This is a genomic window from Streptomyces sp. NPDC107454, assembly GCF_055582885.1.
In genome coordinates this window covers 301,150-320,930 of the sequence record NZ_JBVJPA010000008.1, presented here as the reverse complement: position 1 = coordinate 320,930, position 19,781 = coordinate 301,150, and the positions used below count along the sequence as shown (strand labels likewise).

General features: G+C 71.0%; 19 protein-coding genes and 1 pseudogene. 11 read left to right on the top strand and 9 right to left on the bottom strand.

Features of this window, described 5'->3' with window-relative positions; genetic code table 11:
* Positions 1-181 precede the first annotated feature (181 nt).
* From sigE to ACZ69M_RS22265, 5 genes are all read left to right on the top strand, one after another.
* Positions 182-883, top strand: a complete 702-nt coding sequence (sigE, locus tag ACZ69M_RS22285) for an RNA polymerase sigma factor SigE (protein ID WP_054228218.1) — start codon at positions 182-184, stop codon at positions 881-883.
* A complete protein-coding gene (locus ACZ69M_RS22280; protein ID WP_470052108.1) occupies positions 880-1,860 on the top strand; it encodes an anti-sigma factor family protein in 981 nt (326 codons plus the stop codon). The genes sigE and ACZ69M_RS22280 overlap by 4 nt, the downstream gene beginning before the upstream one ends.
* A 138-nt stretch (positions 1,861-1,998) precedes the next feature.
* On the top strand, positions 1,999-3,807 hold the full coding sequence (locus ACZ69M_RS22275; protein ID WP_470052104.1) for a S1C family serine protease: 1,809 nt from the start codon (positions 1,999-2,001) through the stop codon (positions 3,805-3,807).
* A gap of 216 nt (positions 3,808-4,023) precedes the next feature.
* Positions 4,024-4,473: a sec-independent translocase gene (locus tag ACZ69M_RS22270; protein ID WP_470052102.1), complete on the top strand. Its 450-nt coding sequence runs from the start codon at positions 4,024-4,026 to the stop codon at positions 4,471-4,473.
* 180 nt (positions 4,474-4,653) lie between these two features.
* A complete protein-coding gene (locus tag ACZ69M_RS22265) occupies positions 4,654-5,310 on the top strand; it encodes a hypothetical protein (RefSeq protein WP_470052100.1) in 657 nt (218 codons plus the stop codon).
* 171 nt (positions 5,311-5,481) lie between these two features.
* On the opposite strand, the gene ACZ69M_RS22260 is transcribed toward ACZ69M_RS22265, so the two are convergent.
* Genes ACZ69M_RS22260 through ACZ69M_RS22250 form a run of 3 tightly spaced genes read right to left on the bottom strand, consistent with a single transcriptional unit; the run spans position 5,482 to position 8,654 of the window.
* The gene (locus ACZ69M_RS22260) at positions 5,482-6,615 is read right to left on the bottom strand and encodes an Mrp/NBP35 family ATP-binding protein (RefSeq protein WP_352045900.1); all 1,134 of its coding nucleotides are present in this window, start codon (positions 6,613-6,615) and stop codon (positions 5,482-5,484) included.
* Between the two features lie 43 nt (positions 6,616-6,658).
* Positions 6,659-7,243: a DUF1003 domain-containing protein gene (locus ACZ69M_RS22255; protein WP_470052098.1), complete on the bottom strand. Its 585-nt coding sequence runs from the start codon at positions 7,241-7,243 to the stop codon at positions 6,659-6,661.
* The gene (locus tag ACZ69M_RS22250; RefSeq protein WP_470052097.1) at positions 7,233-8,654 is read right to left on the bottom strand and encodes a magnesium transporter MgtE N-terminal domain-containing protein; all 1,422 of its coding nucleotides are present in this window, start codon (positions 8,652-8,654) and stop codon (positions 7,233-7,235) included. Before ACZ69M_RS22250 ends, ACZ69M_RS22255 begins: the two co-directional genes overlap by 11 nt.
* Before the next feature lie 341 nt (positions 8,655-8,995).
* Here ACZ69M_RS22250 and ACZ69M_RS22245 point away from each other — a divergent pair, with 341 nt between their 5' ends.
* On the top strand, positions 8,996-9,754 hold the full coding sequence (locus ACZ69M_RS22245) for a hypothetical protein (protein ID WP_470052096.1): 759 nt from the start codon (positions 8,996-8,998) through the stop codon (positions 9,752-9,754).
* A gap of 29 nt (positions 9,755-9,783) precedes the next feature.
* Here ACZ69M_RS22245 and ACZ69M_RS22240 read toward each other — a convergent pair whose 3' ends face one another.
* Both ACZ69M_RS22240 and ACZ69M_RS22235 read right to left on the bottom strand, forming a co-directional pair.
* Positions 9,784-10,326 (bottom strand): hypothetical protein, encoded by a 543-nt coding sequence (locus ACZ69M_RS22240; protein WP_470052094.1) that lies wholly within the window; start codon positions 10,324-10,326, stop codon positions 9,784-9,786.
* A gap of 43 nt (positions 10,327-10,369) precedes the next feature.
* Positions 10,370-11,482, bottom strand: a complete 1,113-nt coding sequence (locus ACZ69M_RS22235; protein WP_054228210.1) for a magnesium and cobalt transport protein CorA — start codon at positions 11,480-11,482, stop codon at positions 10,370-10,372.
* Positions 11,483-12,031: 549 nt separating this feature from the next.
* Between ACZ69M_RS22235 and ACZ69M_RS22230 the strand changes: the two genes are divergently transcribed.
* Positions 12,032-12,616, top strand: a complete 585-nt coding sequence (locus tag ACZ69M_RS22230) for a suppressor of fused domain protein (protein ID WP_470052092.1) — start codon at positions 12,032-12,034, stop codon at positions 12,614-12,616.
* Between the two features lie 14 nt (positions 12,617-12,630).
* On the opposite strand, the gene ACZ69M_RS22225 is transcribed toward ACZ69M_RS22230, so the two are convergent.
* Positions 12,631-13,884, bottom strand: coding sequence for an MFS transporter (locus ACZ69M_RS22225; RefSeq protein WP_470052090.1), 1,254 nt, complete (start codon positions 13,882-13,884; stop codon positions 12,631-12,633).
* Between the two features lie 163 nt (positions 13,885-14,047).
* On the opposite strand from ACZ69M_RS22225, the gene ACZ69M_RS22220 reads away from it, so the two are divergent.
* The 3 genes from ACZ69M_RS22220 (at position 14,048) to ACZ69M_RS22210 (ending at position 16,608) form a co-directional block, all read left to right on the top strand.
* The gene (locus ACZ69M_RS22220; RefSeq protein WP_352045908.1) at positions 14,048-14,689 is read left to right on the top strand and encodes a DUF6758 family protein; all 642 of its coding nucleotides are present in this window, start codon (positions 14,048-14,050) and stop codon (positions 14,687-14,689) included.
* A 245-nt stretch (positions 14,690-14,934) separates the two neighbouring features.
* A complete protein-coding gene (locus ACZ69M_RS22215) occupies positions 14,935-15,792 on the top strand; it encodes a PHP domain-containing protein (protein WP_403697040.1) in 858 nt (285 codons plus the stop codon).
* A 210-nt stretch (positions 15,793-16,002) separates the two neighbouring features.
* Positions 16,003-16,608, top strand: a complete 606-nt coding sequence (locus tag ACZ69M_RS22210) for a MarC family protein (protein WP_470052087.1) — start codon at positions 16,003-16,005, stop codon at positions 16,606-16,608.
* A gap of 120 nt (positions 16,609-16,728) precedes the next feature.
* On the opposite strand, the gene ACZ69M_RS22205 is transcribed toward ACZ69M_RS22210, so the two are convergent.
* Complete coding sequence (locus ACZ69M_RS22205) at positions 16,729-16,881, bottom strand: hypothetical protein (protein WP_095852725.1); 153 nt, start codon at positions 16,879-16,881, stop codon at positions 16,729-16,731.
* 217 nt (positions 16,882-17,098) lie between these two features.
* Here ACZ69M_RS22205 and ACZ69M_RS22200 point away from each other — a divergent pair, with 217 nt between their 5' ends.
* On the top strand, positions 17,099-18,004 hold the full coding sequence (locus ACZ69M_RS22200) for an NYN domain-containing protein (RefSeq protein WP_179436824.1): 906 nt from the start codon (positions 17,099-17,101) through the stop codon (positions 18,002-18,004).
* 31 nt (positions 18,005-18,035) lie between these two features.
* On the opposite strand, the gene ACZ69M_RS22195 is transcribed toward ACZ69M_RS22200, so the two are convergent.
* Together ACZ69M_RS22195 and ACZ69M_RS22190 are read right to left on the bottom strand one after the other, a co-directional pair.
* The gene (locus ACZ69M_RS22195) at positions 18,036-18,905 is read right to left on the bottom strand and encodes an alpha/beta fold hydrolase (RefSeq protein WP_470052085.1); all 870 of its coding nucleotides are present in this window, start codon (positions 18,903-18,905) and stop codon (positions 18,036-18,038) included.
* A 183-nt stretch (positions 18,906-19,088) separates the two neighbouring features.
* Positions 19,089-19,781 (bottom strand): annotated as a pseudogene (locus ACZ69M_RS22190) (DEAD/DEAH box helicase); the annotation flags it as partial.

Sequence of the window (19,781 nt, the reverse complement as noted above, 5' to 3'; positions counted from 1 at the left end):
CGCGGAGCGGGGTGTGGAGCGGGGTGGCGAGCACATGCTGACGCAGGCATATGAGCACGTATCAAATTCTCGTAAAACCGCTTATCCGGAGCTAACGGGCGAGGTGGCTATGGTAGGGGCTCCACTGGACACCACCAGAGCCGACAGGGGAGGTGCGGCTACGCCTGTGGATCGGGGCGGGGTGCTGCGGCGCCTCCTCAGATCAGCGGGTGAGCCGAAATCCGTGACCGACATCGCTGACAAGTTCCATGCTGCTGCCCCCGCGCAGACCGCGACGTTCACCACCGACGCGGAGTCGCAGGCGTGGACTCCGCCCACCTGGGAGGAGATCGTCAGCACGCACAGCGGCCGGGTCTACCGGCTCGCCTACCGCCTGACGGGCAACCAGCACGACGCCGAGGACCTCACACAGGAAGTCTTCGTGCGTGTCTTCCGCTCCCTGTCGACCTACACGCCCGGCACCTTCGAGGGCTGGCTGCACCGCATCACCACGAACCTCTTCCTCGACATGGTGCGCCGCAAGCAGCGCATCCGCTTCGACGCCCTCGGTGACGACGCGGCCGAGCGCCTGCCCAGCCGCGAGCCCTCCCCGCAGCAGGTCTTCAACGACGCGCACTTCGACGCGGACGTCCAGCAGGCGCTGGACACCCTCGCGCCCGAGTTCCGCGCCGCCGTCGTCCTCTGTGACATCGAGGGACTTTCGTACGAGGAGATCGCCGCGACCCTGGGCGTCAAGCTCGGTACGGTCCGCAGCCGGATCCACCGTGGCCGTTCGCAGCTGCGCAAGGCCCTCGCACACCGGTCTCCCGAGGCCCGTGCCGAGCGCCGCGGCTTCGCGATCACGGGAGTTCCCGCGCTGGGAGGAGGGGGCGCGACCGCGTGAGTGGATCCCGGCCCGACTCTACGGAGCGGCGTGTTGCCGACCAGCATCTTGGGGACCGACTCTCCGCCCTGGTGGACGGAGAGCTCGGTCATGAGTCGCGCGATCGCGTCCTGGCCCACCTCGTCACCTGCGCGAAGTGCAAGGCCGAGGCGGACGCCCAGCGCCGACTGAAGAACGTCTTCGCGGAAGTCGCCGCTCCGCCCCCCTCCGAGAGTTTCCTGGCCCGTCTCCAGGGACTGCCCGGGGGAGGTGACTTCGACGGCGGTGATGGCTCACCGTTCGGCGGGGGCGGATTCGGCGGAGGACTCCCCTCCGGCGCCCCGGTGACCGGCGTCTTCGGAGTGCGCGGAGAGCCCTTCGGATACGTGCCCGCCGCGCCGCACGGTGACGTGCTGCCGCCCGCCTCCGGGCGCGGTTTCCGTATCCATGACGTCAGCCGTCACGAGACCGACCGATCGGCCTCACGCGGGCTGCGCTTCGCCTTCGCCGCCGCCGGTGCGGTGTCGCTGGCCGCGGTCGCGCTCGGCGGGGTGTCGACCGGAGTGCCGGCCGACACCACGGACGCACGCGGCGGCTCCGGCGGCAGCAATGTGACGCCGGCGCGTACGCCGGGCTCGGGGCCCGCGACGGCTCCCGAGACACAGCGCCGCCGCTCCGACGGGCCGCTGCTGGCCCAGGGAGAGCGTTCGCTCGGTGTGGCGCCCGCGGTGCCGACCTCGGTGTCCGCGCCCCTGCTCCCCGGGGTCCCCGCTCCGGTGCCCCGGGCGGACGACCTCTTGCACACGCTGACCACCCCCGTGGTGGCCGGTGCCGCCGTGATGTCCCCGCTCATACATCCGCTCACCCAGGCACAGCCGATCGCGCAGACCTCCTGGTCGACGCCGCCCGGCCTCACGCCTCCGCGCCTGCTCGCCGCCCCGGCCACCTCCCCGTCCCCCTCTTCCTCCCCGTCCCCCTCCTCCCGTACCGCCCACTGACCGGCCCCCTGCGCCCCGGCCCCGGAACCTGGTTGAATCCAGGGTGGGCCGCGTCCGCCGGAGGGATTCCCGGACGCGGAGTCGGCAATCTGCGGTGACCGTCGGCGTGCTGTGCCGCGGGCCAGGTGTGGGGAGAGCATGAACGAGGGGAAGCCCACGAAGGCGAAGTGGTGGAGTCGGCCCCGCCAGGTCCCTCCGGGGGTCGGCGAGGTGGGCCCGGTCGAGGACATCCCCGGACCCGACGCGAACCACGACTCCGACGGGGACTACGAACTGGACCGGCCGGCGACGGCGGCGGCCACGGCTCCGACGGGTGTGGCCGGTGCGACTGGTGAGACTGGTGCGGCTTCGCCGTACGTCGCACCGGCGGGGCCCGGTGCCGGGAGTGGTGTCGGCGGCGGTGACTTCGAGTTGGAGCGTCCTGCCGCGGTTCTTCAGGGAAGCGCGCCCGATGCGGATGCGGATGCGGAGGCGGTCGGGGGTCCCTCCGACGCCGTGCCCGCGGGCGGGGCCCCGGTCGCCGCCGTACCGGCGCAGCAGGCCCCCGTCGACCGCCCCCGGCCCCTGCACGACCCCGACCCCTACAGCACCCCGCCGTACGGCGAGCCGGGCCCCTGGGCGCCCGCCCCGCCCGTCCAGCACCCGGCCACCACCCCCGCGCACGGCACCGCCATGCCCCCGGGCCCGCCCCCGCTTCCGGCCCCGGCGCCGCTTCCGGCCCCGGCCCCGTACCCGAGCAACCCCCACCCGGCCCCCGCCCCGTGGCAGAACTACGACCCCTGGGCCGCCCCGGGACCGCTCCAGCTGAACGGGGCGGCTGTCGAGACGAAGACCCAGCGGCGTAGGCGGGCGAGGAAGGCGCTGGTCCTCGGGGCCGTGGCGCTCGCCCTCGTCTCCGGAGGCGCCGGAGGCGCCGTAGGGGCCTATCTGGAGCGCAACGGCGGGGTCGGTGACGTCACACTGCCGCAGGCCGCCAGGGAGGCGCCCGGGCGGCCCACGGACAGCGTGGCCGGGATTGCGGCCCGCGCGCTGCCCAGCGTGGTCACCCTGCATGTGCGCGGCTCCAGCGAAGAGGACACCGGCACCGGGTTCGTGCTCGACACCCGGGGTCACATCCTCACCAACAACCACGTGGTCGAGCCGGCCGGCAGCGGCGGCGAGATATCCGTGACGTTCAGCGGCGGCGAGAGCGCCGAGGCCACCGTCGTCGGGCGCGACAGCGGCTACGACCTCGCCGTGGTCAAGGTGTCGGGAGTCGGCGGGCTGCGGCCCATGGCGCTGGGCAACTCCGACAGCGTCCAGGTGGGCGACCCCGTCGTCGCCATCGGCGCGCCCTTCGACCTCGCCAACACCGTCACCTCCGGGATCATCAGCGCCAAGGAGCGGCCCATCACGGCGGGCGGCGAGAAGGGCGACGGGAGCGACGTCTCGTACGTCGACGCGCTGCAGACCGACGCGCCCATCAACCCCGGCAACTCCGGCGGCCCCCTTCTCGACTCCCGGGCCCGCGTCATAGGCATCAACAGCGCCATCCGCTCGGCCGACGGCGGCACCGACCTCCAGGGCGGCCAGGCCGGTTCCATCGGGCTCGGCTTCGCCATCCCCGTCAACCAGGCCAGGCGCGTCGCCGAGGAGCTGATCAACACCGGCCGGGCGACCCACCCGGTGATCGGGGTCATGCTCGACATGGACTACACGGGCGACGGCGCCCGGGTCGGCACGAAGGGCGGCGGCGCGCCGGTCATCGCGGGCGGTCCCGGGGCCAAGGCGGGCATCAAGGCCGGCGACGTCATCACCGAGGTCGACGGCCGGCGCGTCCACTCCGGTGAGGAGCTGATCGTGAAGACACGCGCACACCGTCCCGGCGACAGGCTCCGGCTGACCCTCCGGCGGGGCGGCTCACAGCGGACGGTCACCCTGGTCCTCGGCTCCGCGAGCAGCGGCTGACCTCTTTCGACAGCAATTGACATGAACTTCACAGGAGAGGCCCCGAGCCCGTGCTGAGCGGCGTACATCCGGGGAAACTCGTCGTGTACACGAACCCGGAAGCCCCGGGACAGTTCCGGACGGACGGGATCGACGGGTACCGTGGACCCGGCCCGGACCACGGAAGAATCCCGAGGGCCGAGGGTCGAGGACTGAGGACATCGCAAGGAGCTTCAGGTGTTCAATGACATAGGACCGCTCGAGCTGGTGACGCTCGTTGTCCTCGCCGTGCTCGTCTTCGGTCCGGAAAAGCTCCCGAAGATGATCCAGGACGTCACCCGCACCATCCGCAAGATCCGCGAGTTCTCGGAGAGCGCCAAGGCGGACATCCGTGAGGAACTCGGCCCGGAGTTCAAGGACTTCGAGTTCGATGACCTCAACCCCAAGACGTTCATCCGCAAGCAGCTGGACAACGACGAGCTGGGGCTCAAGGAGATCCGCAACGGCTTCGACCTGAAGAAGGAGATGGCCGAGGTCACGGACGCGGTCCACAGCCGCGACACGGACTCCTCTTCGTCTTCTCCGTCCTCGTCCTCCGGTTCCTCCGGCGGCTCGATCGACATGACCAAGAAGCCCGAGAAAACCGATCCGGACGAGCGCCCGCCCTTCGACGCGGACGCCACCTGAGTCGTACCCGCAGGCGTGTGACACGGCCTGAAAACGGCGCGTGCGCGTCTCACGCGCCGGGTGCTTTCCCTGTTGCTCGGAGCGGGGTGGCTATGCTGCCCAGTTGTTGTGCGGACCGCTGAGGACGCCCGAGGGGGGCGGGCCACCCGGTCCGACGAGAGCAAGGAGGCGTCCGGGCAGATGGAGACGACAAGTCGGGTAGGCGCGCAGGCGCCGGCCGCGGAAGACGGACAGCAGGTCCCCTCCGCCCGCCGCACGGTAGACGGATACCTGCTGGCGCACTTCCCGTGGTACGGCCTCGACGAGGCCTTCACGGGGCCGCGCTGGCTGATGCAGGTCGGTACGTCGGCGGACGGTGCCGTCGAGCACGGTTCGATCGGGCACGGGGAAGAGCCCACGGTGCGCAGCGAGTCGACGGAGGACAAGGAGCGGTTCGCGGTCGTGGTGACCGTCGCGGCCAGCCCCTCGCGCCGCAGTGCGGACGGTACCGGGCTCCTCGAGGCCACGTCGGTGTCCTCGGCGGCCTGGCTGGCCGGTGTGGGGCTGCTGTCCTTCACCTGGCCCGGCCAGATGGACCACACCCTGCGGGACGACTGGCTGGACCAGCAGACCGAGACGGCGTGGGTGCTCGCGGACGACCTCGACGGGCCCGACTGGTCCTCGCTGTCCCTCCCCGTGGACGGCGTCCCCACGCCGTTCCACTACCGCGAGTCCGAGTTCGGCTGGGTCCTCGCGGGCTCCACCCAGGAGGGGGTCCATGTGGGGGCGTACGGGCGGGGAATGAGCGCGTACGGGCTGGGCTTCGCCATGATCAAGGACATCGCCGCGTACGCGTGACGGTGCCGTCCTGGAAGGGGCCGGGGACGCGGGGCGGTGCGTGGCTCCGGGTCGTTCGGCGGCCGCGGGGCGTCTGTGGCTTGTCGCGCCCACGCGGCGGAGCCGCACATGGCAGGGCCGCGTTCCTTTGGGGCGCTCCTCGGCGGGGCGCCCCTGTCGACGTACTGCCGGCTAGAACTTGTTCCTCGGGGTGATGCCCAGGGACATGCCGGACAGGCCGCGCTGGCGGCCGCCGAGCTTGCCGGCGATGGCGCGCAGGGCGGAGCCCGCGGGGGACTCCGGGTCGGTCAGGACGACCGGCTTGCCCTCGTCGCCGCCCTCGCGCAGGCGGACGTCGATCGGGATGGAGCCGAGGACGGGAACGCTCGCGCCGGTGGTGCGGGTCAGGCCGTCGGCGACCGTCTGACCGCCGCCCGTGCCGAAGACGTCGACCATCTCGCCGCAGTGCGGGCACGGCAGGCCCGACATGTTCTCGACCACGCCCACGATCTTCTGGTGGGTCTGGACGGCGATGGAGCCCGCGCGCTCCGCGACCTCGGCCGCCGCCTGCTGCGGGGTGGTGACGACCAGGATCTCCGCGTTCGGGACCAGCTGGGCCACCGAGATCGCGATGTCGCCCGTACCCGGCGGGAGGTCGAGGAGCAGGACGTCCAGGTCGCCCCAGAAGACGTCCGCCAGGAACTGCTGGAGGGCGCGGTGGAGCATCGGGCCGCGCCAGACCACCGGTGCGTTGCCCGGGGTGAACATGCCGATGGAGATGACCTTCACGCCGTTCGCGGACGGCGGCATGATCATGTTCTCGACCTGGGTCGGACGGCCGTGCGCGCCGAGCATGCGGGGCACCGAGTGGCCGTAGATGTCCGCGTCGACCACGCCGACCTTGAGGCCGTCGGCCGCCATCGCCGCCGCGAGGTTCACGGTCACCGAGGACTTGCCGACACCGCCCTTGCCGGAGGCGACCGCGTACACGCGCGTGAGTGAGCCCGGCTTGGCGAAGGGCACCTCGCGCTCGGTCTGGCCGCCGCGCAGCGCGCTCGCCAGCTCCTTGCGCTGCTCGTCGCTCATCACGTCCAGGGTCACGTCGACGCGGGTGACACCCTCGACCGCCGAGACCGCCTCCGTCACGTTCTTCGTGATGGTCTCGCGCATCGGGCAGCCGGAGACGGTCAGATACACGGTGACCGCGACCGCGCCATCCGCACCGATCTCCACCGATTTGACCATCCCCAGCTCGGTGATGGGTCGCTGGATCTCGGGGTCGTTCACCGTCGCCAGTGCTTCGCGCACCGCGTCTTCCGTAGCCATAGGACGATGGTACGGCGCCGGGCCCGGGGCCCGGAAAGCCCCGTCAGCGGTCGTCTACGTCACGTCGCGGCGGCCGTTCTGCCGGGAATACGACCCGGCCGTCGGTGCGGTGTTCCTCCAGCTCTCTGATCAGGTCCTGGAATTCGGAGCGGATCCAGTCGCGGGTGGCGACCTCGCCGAGGCCCATGCGCAGGGCGGCGATCTCGCGGGTGAGGTACTCGGTGTCCGCGATCGAGCGCTCGTCCTGCTTGCGGTCCTGTTCGAGGTTGACCCGGTCGCGGTCGTCCTGGCGGTTCTGCGCGAGGAGGATCAGCGGAGCGGCGTAGGAGGCCTGGAGCGAGAGCATCAGGGTCAGGAAGATGAACGGGTACGGGTCGAAGCGCAGATGGCGCGGTGCCGCGACGTTCCACACCAGCCACACGATGATGACGACCGTCATCCAGACGATGAATCGTCCGGTGCCGAGGAAACGCGCGATCCGCTCCGAGAGCCGCCCGAAGGCCTCCGGGTCCCACTCGGGCACCAGTCGGCGGCGCGGCGGCAGCGGCTGGTCGAGGCGGGTGCGGGGCCGGGTGGTGGCGGTCGCCCCGGTGGCGGCCCGTTCGCGGGTCTCGCGGTCAGGCCCCATCGCGCCCCACTTCGTCCACGCCTTCGCGGCCGTCCTTCTGGTCGCCTTCCTTGTCGTCCCCCCGGTGGTCTTCGAGGTCGTCGCCGAGGTCGGCGTCGCGGTCACGCGGGCGCTCGTCCTGGGGTTCGTCCAGACGTTCGTGCTGCGGTTCCTCCTCGTGCAGATGGAACTCGGTCTCGCGCCAGTCCTCCGGCAGCATGTGGTCCAGTACGTCGTCCACGGTCACCGCGCCGAGCAGCGAGCCGCTCTCGTCGACGACGGGCGCGGCGACCATGTCGTACGTGGCGAAGAACCCGGCGACGACGGGCAGCGCGGCGTCCGGCGCGAGGGGCTGGAGATTGTCGTCGAGGATCGAACTGACCAGCGTGTACGGCGGGTCGCGCAGCAGCCGCTGGAAGTGCGCCGCGCCGAGGTACTTCCCGGTCGGCGTCTCGTCCGGCGGGCGGCACACGTACACCTGGGCGGCGAGCGCGGGGGACAGGTCGGGATTGCGGACCCGGGCGAGCGCGTCGGCGACCGTGGCGTCGGGCCGCAGCACGATGGGCTCGGTCGTCATCAGACCGCCGGCGGTGCGCTCCTCGTAGGCCATCAGCCGTCGTACGTCGGCCGCGTCGTCGGGACGCATCAGCGTCAGCAGTCGCTCCACGTCGTCCTCGGGGAGTTCGGCGAGCAGGTCGGCCGCGTCGTCGGGGTCCATCGCCTCCAGGACGTCGGCGGCGCGCTCCTCCTTCAGCTTGCCCAGGATCTCGATCTGGTCGTCCTCGGGGAGCTCCTCCAGGACGTCGGCGAGGCGGTCGTCGTCCAGGGCGGCGGCGACCTCCCCGCGCCGCTTCGGTGACAGGTGGTGCAGGACGTTGGCCAGGTCGGCGGCGCGCAGCTGCTCGAAAGTGGCGAGGAGGCTCTCGGCGCCCTGTCCGTGCTCCTCCAGCGAGAACCCGGTGACGGCGGACCAGTCGACGGTCATCGTCTCGCCCTTGGTACGCCGGAAGGTCCCGCTGCGGCCCCTGCGCACGAAGACGCGGCCGATCTCCCACTCCCGGCGCGCGGGCAGCTGCTGGACGGACACGTCGAGCACGGTCACCTCCTCGTCGGTCTCGACGAGCTGGACCCGCCGGTCGAGCAGCTCCCCGAAGACGAGCCGCTCGGTGGGCCGCTGCTCGAAGCGGCGCACGTTCAGGACACCGGTGGTGATGACCTGGCCGGACTCGATGCCGATGACACGGGTCATGGGCAGGAAGATGCGCCGCCGGGTGGAGAGTTCCACGACCAGCCCGAGCAACCGGGGCGGGCGGCGTCCGACGCGGAGCATGGCGACCAGGTCCCGCACGCGGCCCACCTGGTCGCCGTTGGGGTCGAAGACGGCGACACCGGCGAGGTGCGAGACGAAGATCCGGGGGGCGGCTGCGGCCATGCCCGCGCCTCCTTCTTTCCGTGTTGCTCTTTCTTCCGTGTCGCTGGTCGCGTGTTGCTCGTCGCGTGTCGCTCCGGACGCGTGCCGGCATTCTCCGTACGGGCGTTTGGTCCCGACCTGTCCGCTCAGGTGGGCTTCAGGCTAGCCCGTCCCGGTCGGATACGCCCTGGTGAGCGGTCCGGACGGACTGGCTCCGCCGGGCACGCACGGCACCGGTACGCTGCCGTACGCCGTTGGGGACACCCGGCACGGCCACCCCGGCATGGGCACCCGCACGGACACGCGCACGCGCACGCGCTTGGACACCCGCATGGACACCCGTATGAAAGGCAGCCCTACCTGTGACTGCGATTTCCCAGGGCCGTACCCGCAGGGCCGCACTGGTGGGCGCGATGTGCGCACTGGTCGTGACGGGGACGGCGCTGACGGGGTGCAGTAGTGAGGATCCGGACGCGGGCACGAACGGGGTGGGGAAGCTGTCCGCCACCGAGATCCAGTCGAAGACGCGCAAGGCCGCCACGTCGGCCGAGGCGGTACGACTCGCCGGCACCGTGGTGTCGAACGGGCGCACGTACAAGCTCGACATGCGGCTGAGGTCCGACGGCGGCACCGGTTCGGTCACCTCGGAGGGGGCGAGCTTCCATCTGCTCCGGGTCGGCCGGCATCTCTTCCTCAAGGCCGGCGCCGAGTTCTGGAACCACCAGGACGGCAAGAGCGGTGCCACTTCGGCGGACACCGCGGCCGCCGACAAGCTCGACGGCAAGTACGTGAAGGTCCCGAGCGGCGACCCGGCCTACAAGCGCTTCATCAGCTTCACGGACAAGGACGTCCTGCTCGACGGTCTGCTGACCCTGCACGGCTCCCTCGCCACGGACGGGCACCACGAGCAGTCCGGCGTCCGCACCATCCGTATCACCGGCGACAAGGGCGCGGGCGGCACCCTGGACGTCTCCCTGAAGGGAACCCCGTACCCGCTGCTGCTGGTCCGCGCGGGCGACGCGGGCACGCTCACCCTCACCGACTGGGGCAAGAGCTTCGCCCTCGTGGAACCCGCCAAGGACGAGACCGTGGACTACGGCCAGCAGCTGCCGACGTCGTAGCCCTGAGGGCCTCTCCGCCGGACAAGGCCCTAGCGGCGTCCCCGCTTCCTGAAGAGCAGGCGCGGTACGGCGGCCGGGATCGGCTGGCGGGTGGTCGCGGGGGACGGGACCGGCGTGGCGGCCAGCGAGCCGTCCGGCAGCGGGAGGGTGCCCGCCCGGGGCTCCAGGCGCAGCACCCGGCACTCGCGGGCCCAGCGGGCCGGCATCTCCTCGCCGTCGGGCGCGTTCAGACGCTTGCCCTTGAGCTCGGCGACCGTCGCCTCCCACGCGGGGGAGCCGGGCGCGAGTTCGACCACCTTCGCGGTCCACGCGGCCAGCCGGCCGCCCTTGTCCTTGCTGCGGACGACGACGACCGCGTCGCCCCCGTCGACGAGCCCGGGCAGCGGCTGCTCTCCGGGCCCGTCGCCGACCAGGCAGGCCGCGCCGTCGTGCCACACGTGCCACAGGGCCCGGGTGGGTGCCTCGGCGCCGGGCGCCTCATGCGCCGGCACGCCGCCGCTGCGCACCCAGATCAGCCCGGACTTCTTCGTGGCCTCCTCGACGAGGGCCCGGTCGAGCAGCTGTTCCGTCATGGGCCCAGCCTATCCAGGGGCACCAGGCGGTCACCCGGTGCGCTCAGAGCCAGCCGTTGCGCTTCAGGATCCGGTGGATCGACAGACACATCCCGACCGTGGCGCCCAGCACCAGCGGGTAGCCGAACTTCCAGTGCAGTTCCGGCATGTAGTCGAAGTTCATGCCGTACACGCCACAGACCATCGTCGGTACGGCGATGATCGCGGCCCAGGAAGTGATCTTGCGCATGTCCTCGTTCTGCGTCACGGACGCCTGCGCGAGGTTGGCCTGGAGGATGGAGTTGAGCAGTTCGTCGAAGCCGAGGACCTGCTCCTGGACGCGGGCGAGGTGGTCGGCGACGTCGCGGAAGTACTTCTGGATGTCCGGGTCGATCAGCCGCATCGGGCGCTCGCTCAGCAGCTGCATGGGGCGCAGCAGCGGGGACACGGCCCGCTTGAACTCCAGCACCTCGCGCTTGAGTTGGTAGATGCGGCCGGCGTCCGTGCCGCGCGGGGTGCCCTTGCGGCCCGGCGAGAAGACCTCGGTCTCCACCTCGTCGATGTCGTCCTGCACGGCGTCCGCGACCGCGATGTACCCGTCGACGACGTGGTCGGCGATGGCGTGCAGCACGGCGGAGGGGCCCTTGGCGAGCAGCTCGGGGTCGTCCTGCAGCCGGTGCCGCAGCGCGCGCAGCGAGCCCTGCCCGCCGTGCCGGACGGTGATGAAGAAGTCCCGCCCGGTGAAGCACATGACCTCGCCGGTCTCCACGATCTCGCTGGTGGCGGTGAGTTCGTCGTGCTCGACGTAGTGGATGGTCTTGAAGACGGTGAACAGGGAGTCGTCGTAGCGCTCCAGCTTGGGTCGCTGGTGGGCCTGGACGGCGTCCTCGACGGCCAGCGGGTGCAGTCCGAACTCGCCCGCGATACCGGCGAATTCGGCCTCCGTGGGCTCGTGCAGACCGATCCACACGAAACCGCCGTCGCGGTGCACCAGCCGCATCGCCTCCTGGGGCGTCAGCGGCTCGGGGGTCTGGACGCGGGCGCCGTCGCGGTAGACGGCGCAGTCGACCACGGCGGAGTTGGTCCCGGGGGCGCGGGTGTGGTCGTACGAGCCACTGTCCTTGCGCAGCGAGGGACGGGGACGGACCGCGGCACGCAGGTCACGAATCATCGACATGACGGGCTCCTTCGCAACGGAGGCGACCGACGACGGTTGAAACTACCCGGAATGGGGACGTCCTGACTGCGGATGTTTGGCACGTCCACAAAGCGGGGAGCACCGCACCGTCGCGGTGGCAGCTTCGCTACTGATTCAGATCAGACAGATCGGATGGATCAGGCGGAAACGAAGCGCTCTTCCGTGGTGCACCGGGACAACGTTGACACGTATGCACACGTTTGCAGGAGGCAGCAGCCGACAGAGCTACGGGAGCCGGGGAGCGGCTGGAACCAGCTACAGAACTTCAGCGACCGGAAGAGCGGGTGGTACTGCCAGGTCGACTTCGGTCCATTGCAGCCCCACCTCCTCCGGTCGGTCCCCCGTGAGGGACGATCCATCCCCCGTGGGGGAGCTGGCTCCCCCCGTGGGGAAGACAGTCAGTCTCAGTGCGTCGGAGCTTGAGAGCGACGCTTCTGCGTGCTGCCCCGACCAGCGGCCAAGACTATCAGCGCACTGAAGCGTCAAGCCGCCGCTTTGCCCGTTACTGACGAGTTCTATGCTCGGCTCATGGCTGATGTTCTTCCTTTGGTCGAGGCCCGGTTGCGCTCTGCGCTGGGCGAACCCGACGCCCGGGCCGCGGTCACCTTCCTCGGCACCGACCGTATCGAAGTGCTGCGCTTCACAGAGGGTGACGTCGTCCGCTACGCCACGCTCGGTATGTCCGCCCAGCCGATGGCGGACCCCACGGCGGTCCTCGCCGACCCGGTGAAGGGCCCGCGCGCGGAGCTGGTCCTGTCGGTCCGCCCCGGCGCCGCCGACACCGACAAGGTGCTCCGCCCGCTCGCCGTGCTCGCCGCGTCCCCGCAGGTCGAGGGGCTGATCGTGGCTCCTGGTGCCTCGCTCGACGTGGGCGGGGCGCTGTGGCCCGGCGCGCCGTTCACCTCGGTCCTGGTCGCGGAGTCCGGTGGCCTGGTCGAGGACCTGGAGCTGGCCGCGCCCGCCGATCCCGTACGGTTCCTGCCGCTGCTCCCGATGACGCCGAACGAGGCCGCGTGGAAGCGTGTGCACGGCGCCGGGGCCCTTCAGGAACGCTGGCTGAACCGCGGAACGGACCTGCGCGATCCCTCGCGCACATCCGTTCCGCTGGATTGAGTACGGGAAATCAGTCAGTTGGCGAACACGGTCACACTGTCCTCGGTGGCGTGCTTCGGCTGGAGCTCCTCGGCCTCGTGGGAGAGCGCGTCGCGGCGTACGAAGACCACGACCGCTCCGATCACGGCGGTGACCGCGGCGACCACGAACGGGATGTGGATGTCGCTCCATTCCTCGATCTTCGGCGCGAAGTAGGGCGCGGCCGCGGCGGCGAACCACCGGACGAAGTTGTAGCCGGCGCTCGCCACCGGGCGCGGCGCGTCCGACACGCCGAGCGCCAGTTCGGTGTAGACGGTGTTGTTCACGCCGATGAAGGCGCCCGACAGGATCGTGCAGACCACGGCCGTGGTGTGGTTGCCGTACCCGAGCACGAGCACGTCGGCGGCGAGCAGGACCAGGGAGCCGCCCAGCACCTTGAGCGAGCCGAACCGTGCCTGCATCCGCGGTGCCACGATCACCGAGAAGACGGCGAGCAGCAGACCCCAGCAGAAGAACACGGCGCCCGACTTGTAGGGGGTCATGTTCAGCACGAACGGGGTGAAGGCCAGCACGGTGAAGAACGTGTAGTTGTAGAAGAACGCCGACACGGCCGCCGAGGCGAGGCCGCCGTGGCCGAGCGCCTTGATCGGGTCGAGCAGTGAGGTCTTCTTCGCGGGCCTCGGCTGCTCCTTGAGGAACGCCGTGATGCACAGGAAGCCGACCGCCATCAGGAACGCGGTGCCGAAGAAGGGGTAGCGCCAGCTGGCGTTGCCGAGCAGGGCGCCGAGCAGCGGCCCGCACGCCATGCCGAGGCCGAGCGCGGACTCGTAGAGCAGGATCGCCGCGGCGCTGCCGCCGGCCGCCGCGCCGACGATGACGGCGAGGGCGGTGGAGACGAACAGCGCGTTGCCCAGGCCCCAGCCGGCCCGGAAGCCGACGAGTTCGCCGACCGAGCCCGACGTGCCCGCGAGCCCCGCGAAGACCACGACGAGCGCGAGGCCGAGCAGCAGGGTCTTCTTGCCGCCGATGCGGCTGGAGACGAAGCCGGTCACCAGCATCGCGACCGCGGTGATCAGGAAGTACGAGGTGAACAGCAGCGAGACCTGGCTCGGGGTGGCGTCCAGGCCCTTGGCGATGGAGGGCAGGATCGGGTCGACGAGCCCGATGCCCATGAAGGCGACGACGGATGCGCCGGCGGTCGCCCAGACGGCCTTCGGCTGCCGCAGGATGCTGCCCGCGCCGGCGTCGAATGTGTCCCCCTCGGCGGGACCTCCCGTGGTGTTGGTCATGCTCGCTCCTCGACTGCGTGTGGAGAGATCGTTGGCGTATACACATAATAAGTTAGAAGGGCTAATTAATGCAAGCTGCATCTAGTTCCATCGGGTGACCGCCACGCTCCGGACGGGTGATCGTCCTTGACGCGGCGAAATACGGGGAGGACCGTGGGGCCCTATGAGGGGCGAACCCAGTTGCCCGAAGTGTGGTGGCCGGGTCAGGGCTCCCGGCCTCTTTGCCGACTCCTGGCAGTGCGATGCGCACGGGGCCGTGTATCCGCTGCAGCCCGTGATCCCGCCCAGCGTCGAGGCCCTCGGTGTAGTGGTGCACCGTGCCCAGGTGCCGGTGTGGATGCCGTGGCCGCTGCCGGTCGGCTGGCTGTTCACCGGCGCGGCCTTCGCCGGTGACGATCGCAGCGGAGGGCGCGCGACGGCCGTGGCCTGCTCGGGCCCCGGACCGCTCGGCGGCATAGGGGAGCTGATCCTCGTCGCCGAGGAGCTCGGCGTCGGCCTCGGCGCGCGGTACGCGGGCGTCGACGGACCCGACCCGGGGCCGTACATGAACGTCGAGAAACCACCCCAGGCGAAGGTCCTCGCGGCCGGCCGCCCGACCCCGCTCTGGCATGTGACCGGCAGCCCCGACGACCGTGCCGTCTTCGCGGGCGAGGCGCTGGGGCTGTGGGTGTGGGCGGTGGTGTGGCCCGAGCAGTCGGGGCTGCTGATGTACGACGAGCTGGTGCTGACGGATCTGCGGGACGCGGGGGCGGAGGTGGATCTGCTGCCGTGCGGGGCGTTGTCGCCACGGATCCTGGAGCCGTAGCGCTCCGCTGTGGTGTGCGGCGCCTTGGGTCCTTGAGTCCTGGAGTCCTTGGGTCTTCGGGTGGTTGCGTGGGGCGCGTGCGGGTTGTTCCGGGCTGAGCGCGCGGTTCCCCGCGCTCCTGACGGGCCGCTTCGTACGGGTTGGTTGTAGGGGGCGCCCGGGACTTGCGGGTGTGACAAGGCGCTCGGAACTCCCGTTATGCTTGAGCGTCCCCTCTCACCCCGTCATCGCCTGGAGTCCGCGTCGTGCGTATCGATCTGCACACCCACTCCACCGCCTCCGACGGTACGGACACCCCCGCCGAGCTGGTGCGCAACGCAGGCGCCGCCGGTCTCGACGTCGTCGCGCTGACCGATCACGACACGACCCGCGGGTACGCGGAGGCGCTGGCCGCGCTGCCCGAGGGGCTCACCCTCGTCACGGGCGCCGAGCTCTCCTGCCGCCTCGACGGCATCAGCATGCACATGCTGGCCTACCTCTTCGACCCCGAGGAGCCCGGGCTGCTCGCCGAGCGCGAGCTGGTGCGCGACGACCGCGTGCCGCGTGCCCGGGCGATGGTCGCCAAGCTCCAGGAGCTCGGTGTGCCGGTCACCTGGGAGCAGGTCGCGCGCATCGCGGGCGACGGATCCGTCGGGCGACCGCACGTCGCCTCCGCCCTGGTCGAGCTGGGGGTCGTGGACAGCGTCTCCGACGCCTTCACGCAGGACTGGCTGGCCGACGGCGGGCGGGCCTACGTCCCCAAGCACGAGACCGACCCCTTCGAGGCGATCCGCCTCGTCAAGGCCGCGGGCGGCGTGACCGTGTTCGCGCACCCGGCTGCCGCCAAGCGCGGCCGGACGGTGCCGGAGTCCGCGATCGCCGACCTGGCCGCCGCCGGTCTCGACGGCATCGAGGTGGACCACATGGACCACGAGCCTGCCACCCGCGCCCGGCTGCGCGGCCTCGCCGCCGACCTGGGGCTGCTCGCCACAGGGTCCAGCGACTACCACGGCAGCCGCAAGACCTGTGTGCTCGGGGAGTTCACCACCGACCCCGAGGTGTACGGCGAGATCACCCGGCGTGCGACCGGGGCGTTCCCCGTCCCGGGCACCGGCGGAGCCTGACACCCGCCTTCGCGCCCCAGGTTCCTCGAAGCATCCGACAGAGCGCCTGACAAAGCGCACTGCACAGCGCACGGCAATGAATGTGCCCGGCAACATGCCCCACGCCGGCCGTCGTGTGCCTCCGTTCCGCCCGGCGGAACGCCTTTCCCCAGCGGTGGCGGCAGATCTCGCCGCGCCGATCTCCCCACCTTCGCAAGGCCTCACTCACTCATGTTCGACGTCGCCGTCTTCGGCTCCCTCTTCCTCACCCTCTTCGTCATCATGGATCCCCCCGGGATCACCCCGATCTTCCTCGCGCTCACCGCGGGACGCCCCGCCAAGGTCCAGAAGCGGATGGCCCTCCAGGCCGTCTGTGTGGCCGGCGGAGTGATCGCCGTCTTCGGCCTCCTCGGCCACCAGATCCTCGACTACCTGCATGTGTCCGTGCCCGCGCTGATGATCGCGGGCGGGCTGCTGCTCCTGCTGATCGCCCTCGACCTGCTGACCGGCAAGACCGACGAGCCCAAGCAGACCAAGGACGTCAACGTCGCCCTCGTACCGCTCGGGATGCCGCTGCTGGCGGGCCCCGGCGCGATCGTGTCGGTGATCCTCGCGGTCCAGAAGGCCGACACCGTCGCCACCCAGGTGTCCGTGTGGGTCGCGATCCTCGCCATCCACGTCGTCCTGTGGCTGGTCATGCGCTACTCGCTGCTGATCATCCGCGTCATCAAGGACGGCGGTGTCGTGCTGGTGACCCGGCTCGCGGGCATGATGCTGTCCGCGATCGCCGTGCAGCAGATCATCAACGGGATCACCCAGGTGATCCGGGCGGGCTGACCGTGAGCCGGTGAGAACACGCAAAGCCCCGTACGGCGTCGTGCCGTACGGGGCTTTGAAATCTGAAGGCGTCCGCCCGGAGGTGAACTGCTCCGTGATGCTTCGAACTGCTCTGAAATGTTATGAAGCGGACGATTCGGCCGGGCGGATCCACAGTCGCTGCCCGATGGCGGCGGCCTGCTGAACGATCCGGTTGACGGAGGCGGCGTCTACAACGGTGGTGTCCACGGGCGTGCCGTCGACATCGTCGAGTCGCATGATTTCGAAGCGCATGGGCTTCTCCCTTCGTCTGGTCATCCTCCTGAGGAGAACTACTGGCGTGCGGTGCGCGAGACGTCGGTGCTCACGCTTCCGTTCGTATTCAACGGGGTGCGTGTTACAAACATTCCCTACGCTAAGGAAATTTTTCGAGAACCTAATTACTGTCGGGTAAGAAGTCTGAAGGAGACTGAACGGGACCGGTTGTGTTCGCAGCGTGACCGCCGGGACAATGGAGGTGATGAACGACGACCACGCGGCGCTCGGCGCCCGCATCGACCGCACGAACGAGCTGCTCCAGCGCATGCTCGCCGAGGTGGCAAAGACGCCCTCGACCCATGCGATCTTCGTCGACGCCGGATACCTGTACGCGGCCGCGGGGCGGCTCGTCGCCGGGACCGAGGACCGCCGCGCCTTCGACCTCGACGCCGAAGGCCTCATCGACGCGCTCATCGACAGGGCCCGCACCATCTTCGCCGACAGCAGGCTGCTGCGCGTCTACTGGTACGACGGCGCACGCCGCCGTATCCACACCGCGGAACAGCAGTCGATCGCCGAACTCCCGGACGTGAAGGTCCGGTTGGGCAACCTCAACGCCAACAACCAGCAAAAGGGCGTCGATTCCCTCATCCGCTCCGACCTGGAGTCCCTCGCCCGGCACCGCGCCATCAGCGACGCCGCGCTGCTCGGCGGCGACGAGGACCTGGTGTCGGCGGTCGAGGCGGCGCAGGGGTACGGGGCGCGGGTCCACCTCTGGGGCATCGAGGCGCCCGAGGGCCGCAACCAGGCCGAGCCGCTGCTGTGGGAGGTCGACAGCCAGCGCACGTTCGACCTCGAATTCTTCAAGCCCTACGTGTCGCGGCGCACCTCCGCGACCTACGACCCGACGGCGGCGAGCCGGCCCACCCGCGAGGACGTGCGGTTCGTGGGCGCCCAGATCGCCGCGAAGTGGCTGGCCGCGCGGGGGCGCGAGGCGCTGGTGGAGCTGCTGCCCGGCCACCCCTACCTGCCCGGCTCGGTCGACCAGGATCTGCTGGTCGAGGCCGAGGGGCTGCTGCAGTACTCCCTGCGGGGCCAGGCGGACCTGCGCCGCGCGCTCAGGGACGGCTTCTGGGAGCACTTGCAAGCGCAGTACTAGGTTCTGGCTTCCACCGGGGTCCGCACCCGGATCACTCCTGCGTCTGATCCCAGAACTTGGCGAGGGCGAGGGCTGTCTGCTCGGGCTGGTCCGTGTTCGGGGAGTGCTCGGCTCCTCGTACGACCGTGCGCCGGGCCTTGAGACGTACGGCCATGTCGTCCAGGAGCGGCACCGGCCAGGTGTCGTCGAACGCACCGGACAGCACATGCTTGGGCAGGGGTACGGCGGCCAGCTCGGCGACGCGGTCGGGCTCCGTGCACAGCTGACGGCCGGTCGCGATCAGCTGGGCCGGGCGGGTGAGCAGCCAGCGGCGCCGCAGGTCCTCGCGGTCGTCCAGACCACCGTCGAGATCGGCGGTGTCGATCTCCTCCGGCGGTTCCATCGCCTGGATGGCGTCCCACACCTGGGCCATGTCCATCACGGCGAGGGAGTCCCGGAGCAGCTTGACGCGCTGTTGCTGGGAGGTGGAGATCTGGGCGGGGCCCGAGGCCATGAGAGTGAGCGAGGCGAAGGGGGCCGGGTCGAGGAGGACGGCGGCGCGGGCGACCAGTCCGCCGAGGGAGTGGCCGACGAGGTGCACGGGGGTGCCGACGGCTGCCGCCTGGGCGAGCACGTCCTTCGCCAACTCGGCCTGCTCGTACGCCGATTCGTCGTGCTCGGGGCCGTCGCTCTCGTACTGCCCGCGGCCGTCCACGGCGACGGTACGGTACCCGCGCGCCGCGAGCGGCTCGTGCAGCGCGATGAAGTCTTCCTTGCTGCCGGTGAAACCCGGCAGCAGCAGCACGGTTCCCTTGAGCTGCGCCTGCGGCGCGGCGTCGAGCGCGGCGAACTCGCCGCGGGCGGTGCGGAGACGGTAGGCACGGACACCGGCGGGCGGCGCGAAGGAGGGGGGCCTGCTCATGCCCCGAGGCTATCGGGCGGGGCTGCGCCCCGGCTCCCCGCCCACCCGTAGTTGTCCGGCTGACGGTCGGTGGGGCTGAGCGCGCAGTTCCCCGCGCCCCTGAAAGCCCCCGGCTCGTCCGGCGTTCGAGAACGCCGATGGCCCGGCCCCACTGCATGTGGGACCGGGCCATCGGGCTGAGGATCAGCTCTCCGCGGGCTCCGCGGCAGCCGCCGCCTTGCGCGTACGCCGACGCGGCGCTGCCGCCTCGGGCGCCGTCTCCGCGGCGACCGCGGGCTCCGCGACCTTGCGGGCACGTCGACGCGGCTTGGCCTCCGGCTCGTCAACGGCTGCCGACTGGGCGGGAATCGCCGCCTCGACGGTCTCCGTGACGGTCTCCGCGACGGCCTTGCGGGTCCGGCGACGGACGGGCTTGGCCGGGGCTTCGGCACTGTCCACGGCGGCTTCGGCGGGCGCCTCGGCCGTGGCCTTGGCCCGCGTACGCCGCGGCTTGGTGACGGGGGCCTCCGGCGCGGCCTCGACCGCGTCCACCACGGCCACCGCCGCCTTGCGCGTACGCCGCGGCTTGGTGACCGGCGCCTCGGCGGCACCCTCCGCCGTGTCGACCGCGACCTCCGCGGGCTCCGCGGCCTTGCGGGTACGGCGACGAACCGGCTTGGCCGGAGCCTCCGCGACGGCCTCGGCCACGACGACGGCGGCGGCGGTCTGCGCCGGAATCTCGGCCTCGACGGGCGTGACGGCCTCGGCAGTCGCGACGGAATCCGCGACGGCCTTGCGAGTGCGGCGACGGACGGGCTTGGCCGGGGCTTCGGCACTGTCCACGGCGGCTTCGGCGGGCGCCTCGGCCGTGGCCTTGGCCCGCGTACGCCGCGGCTT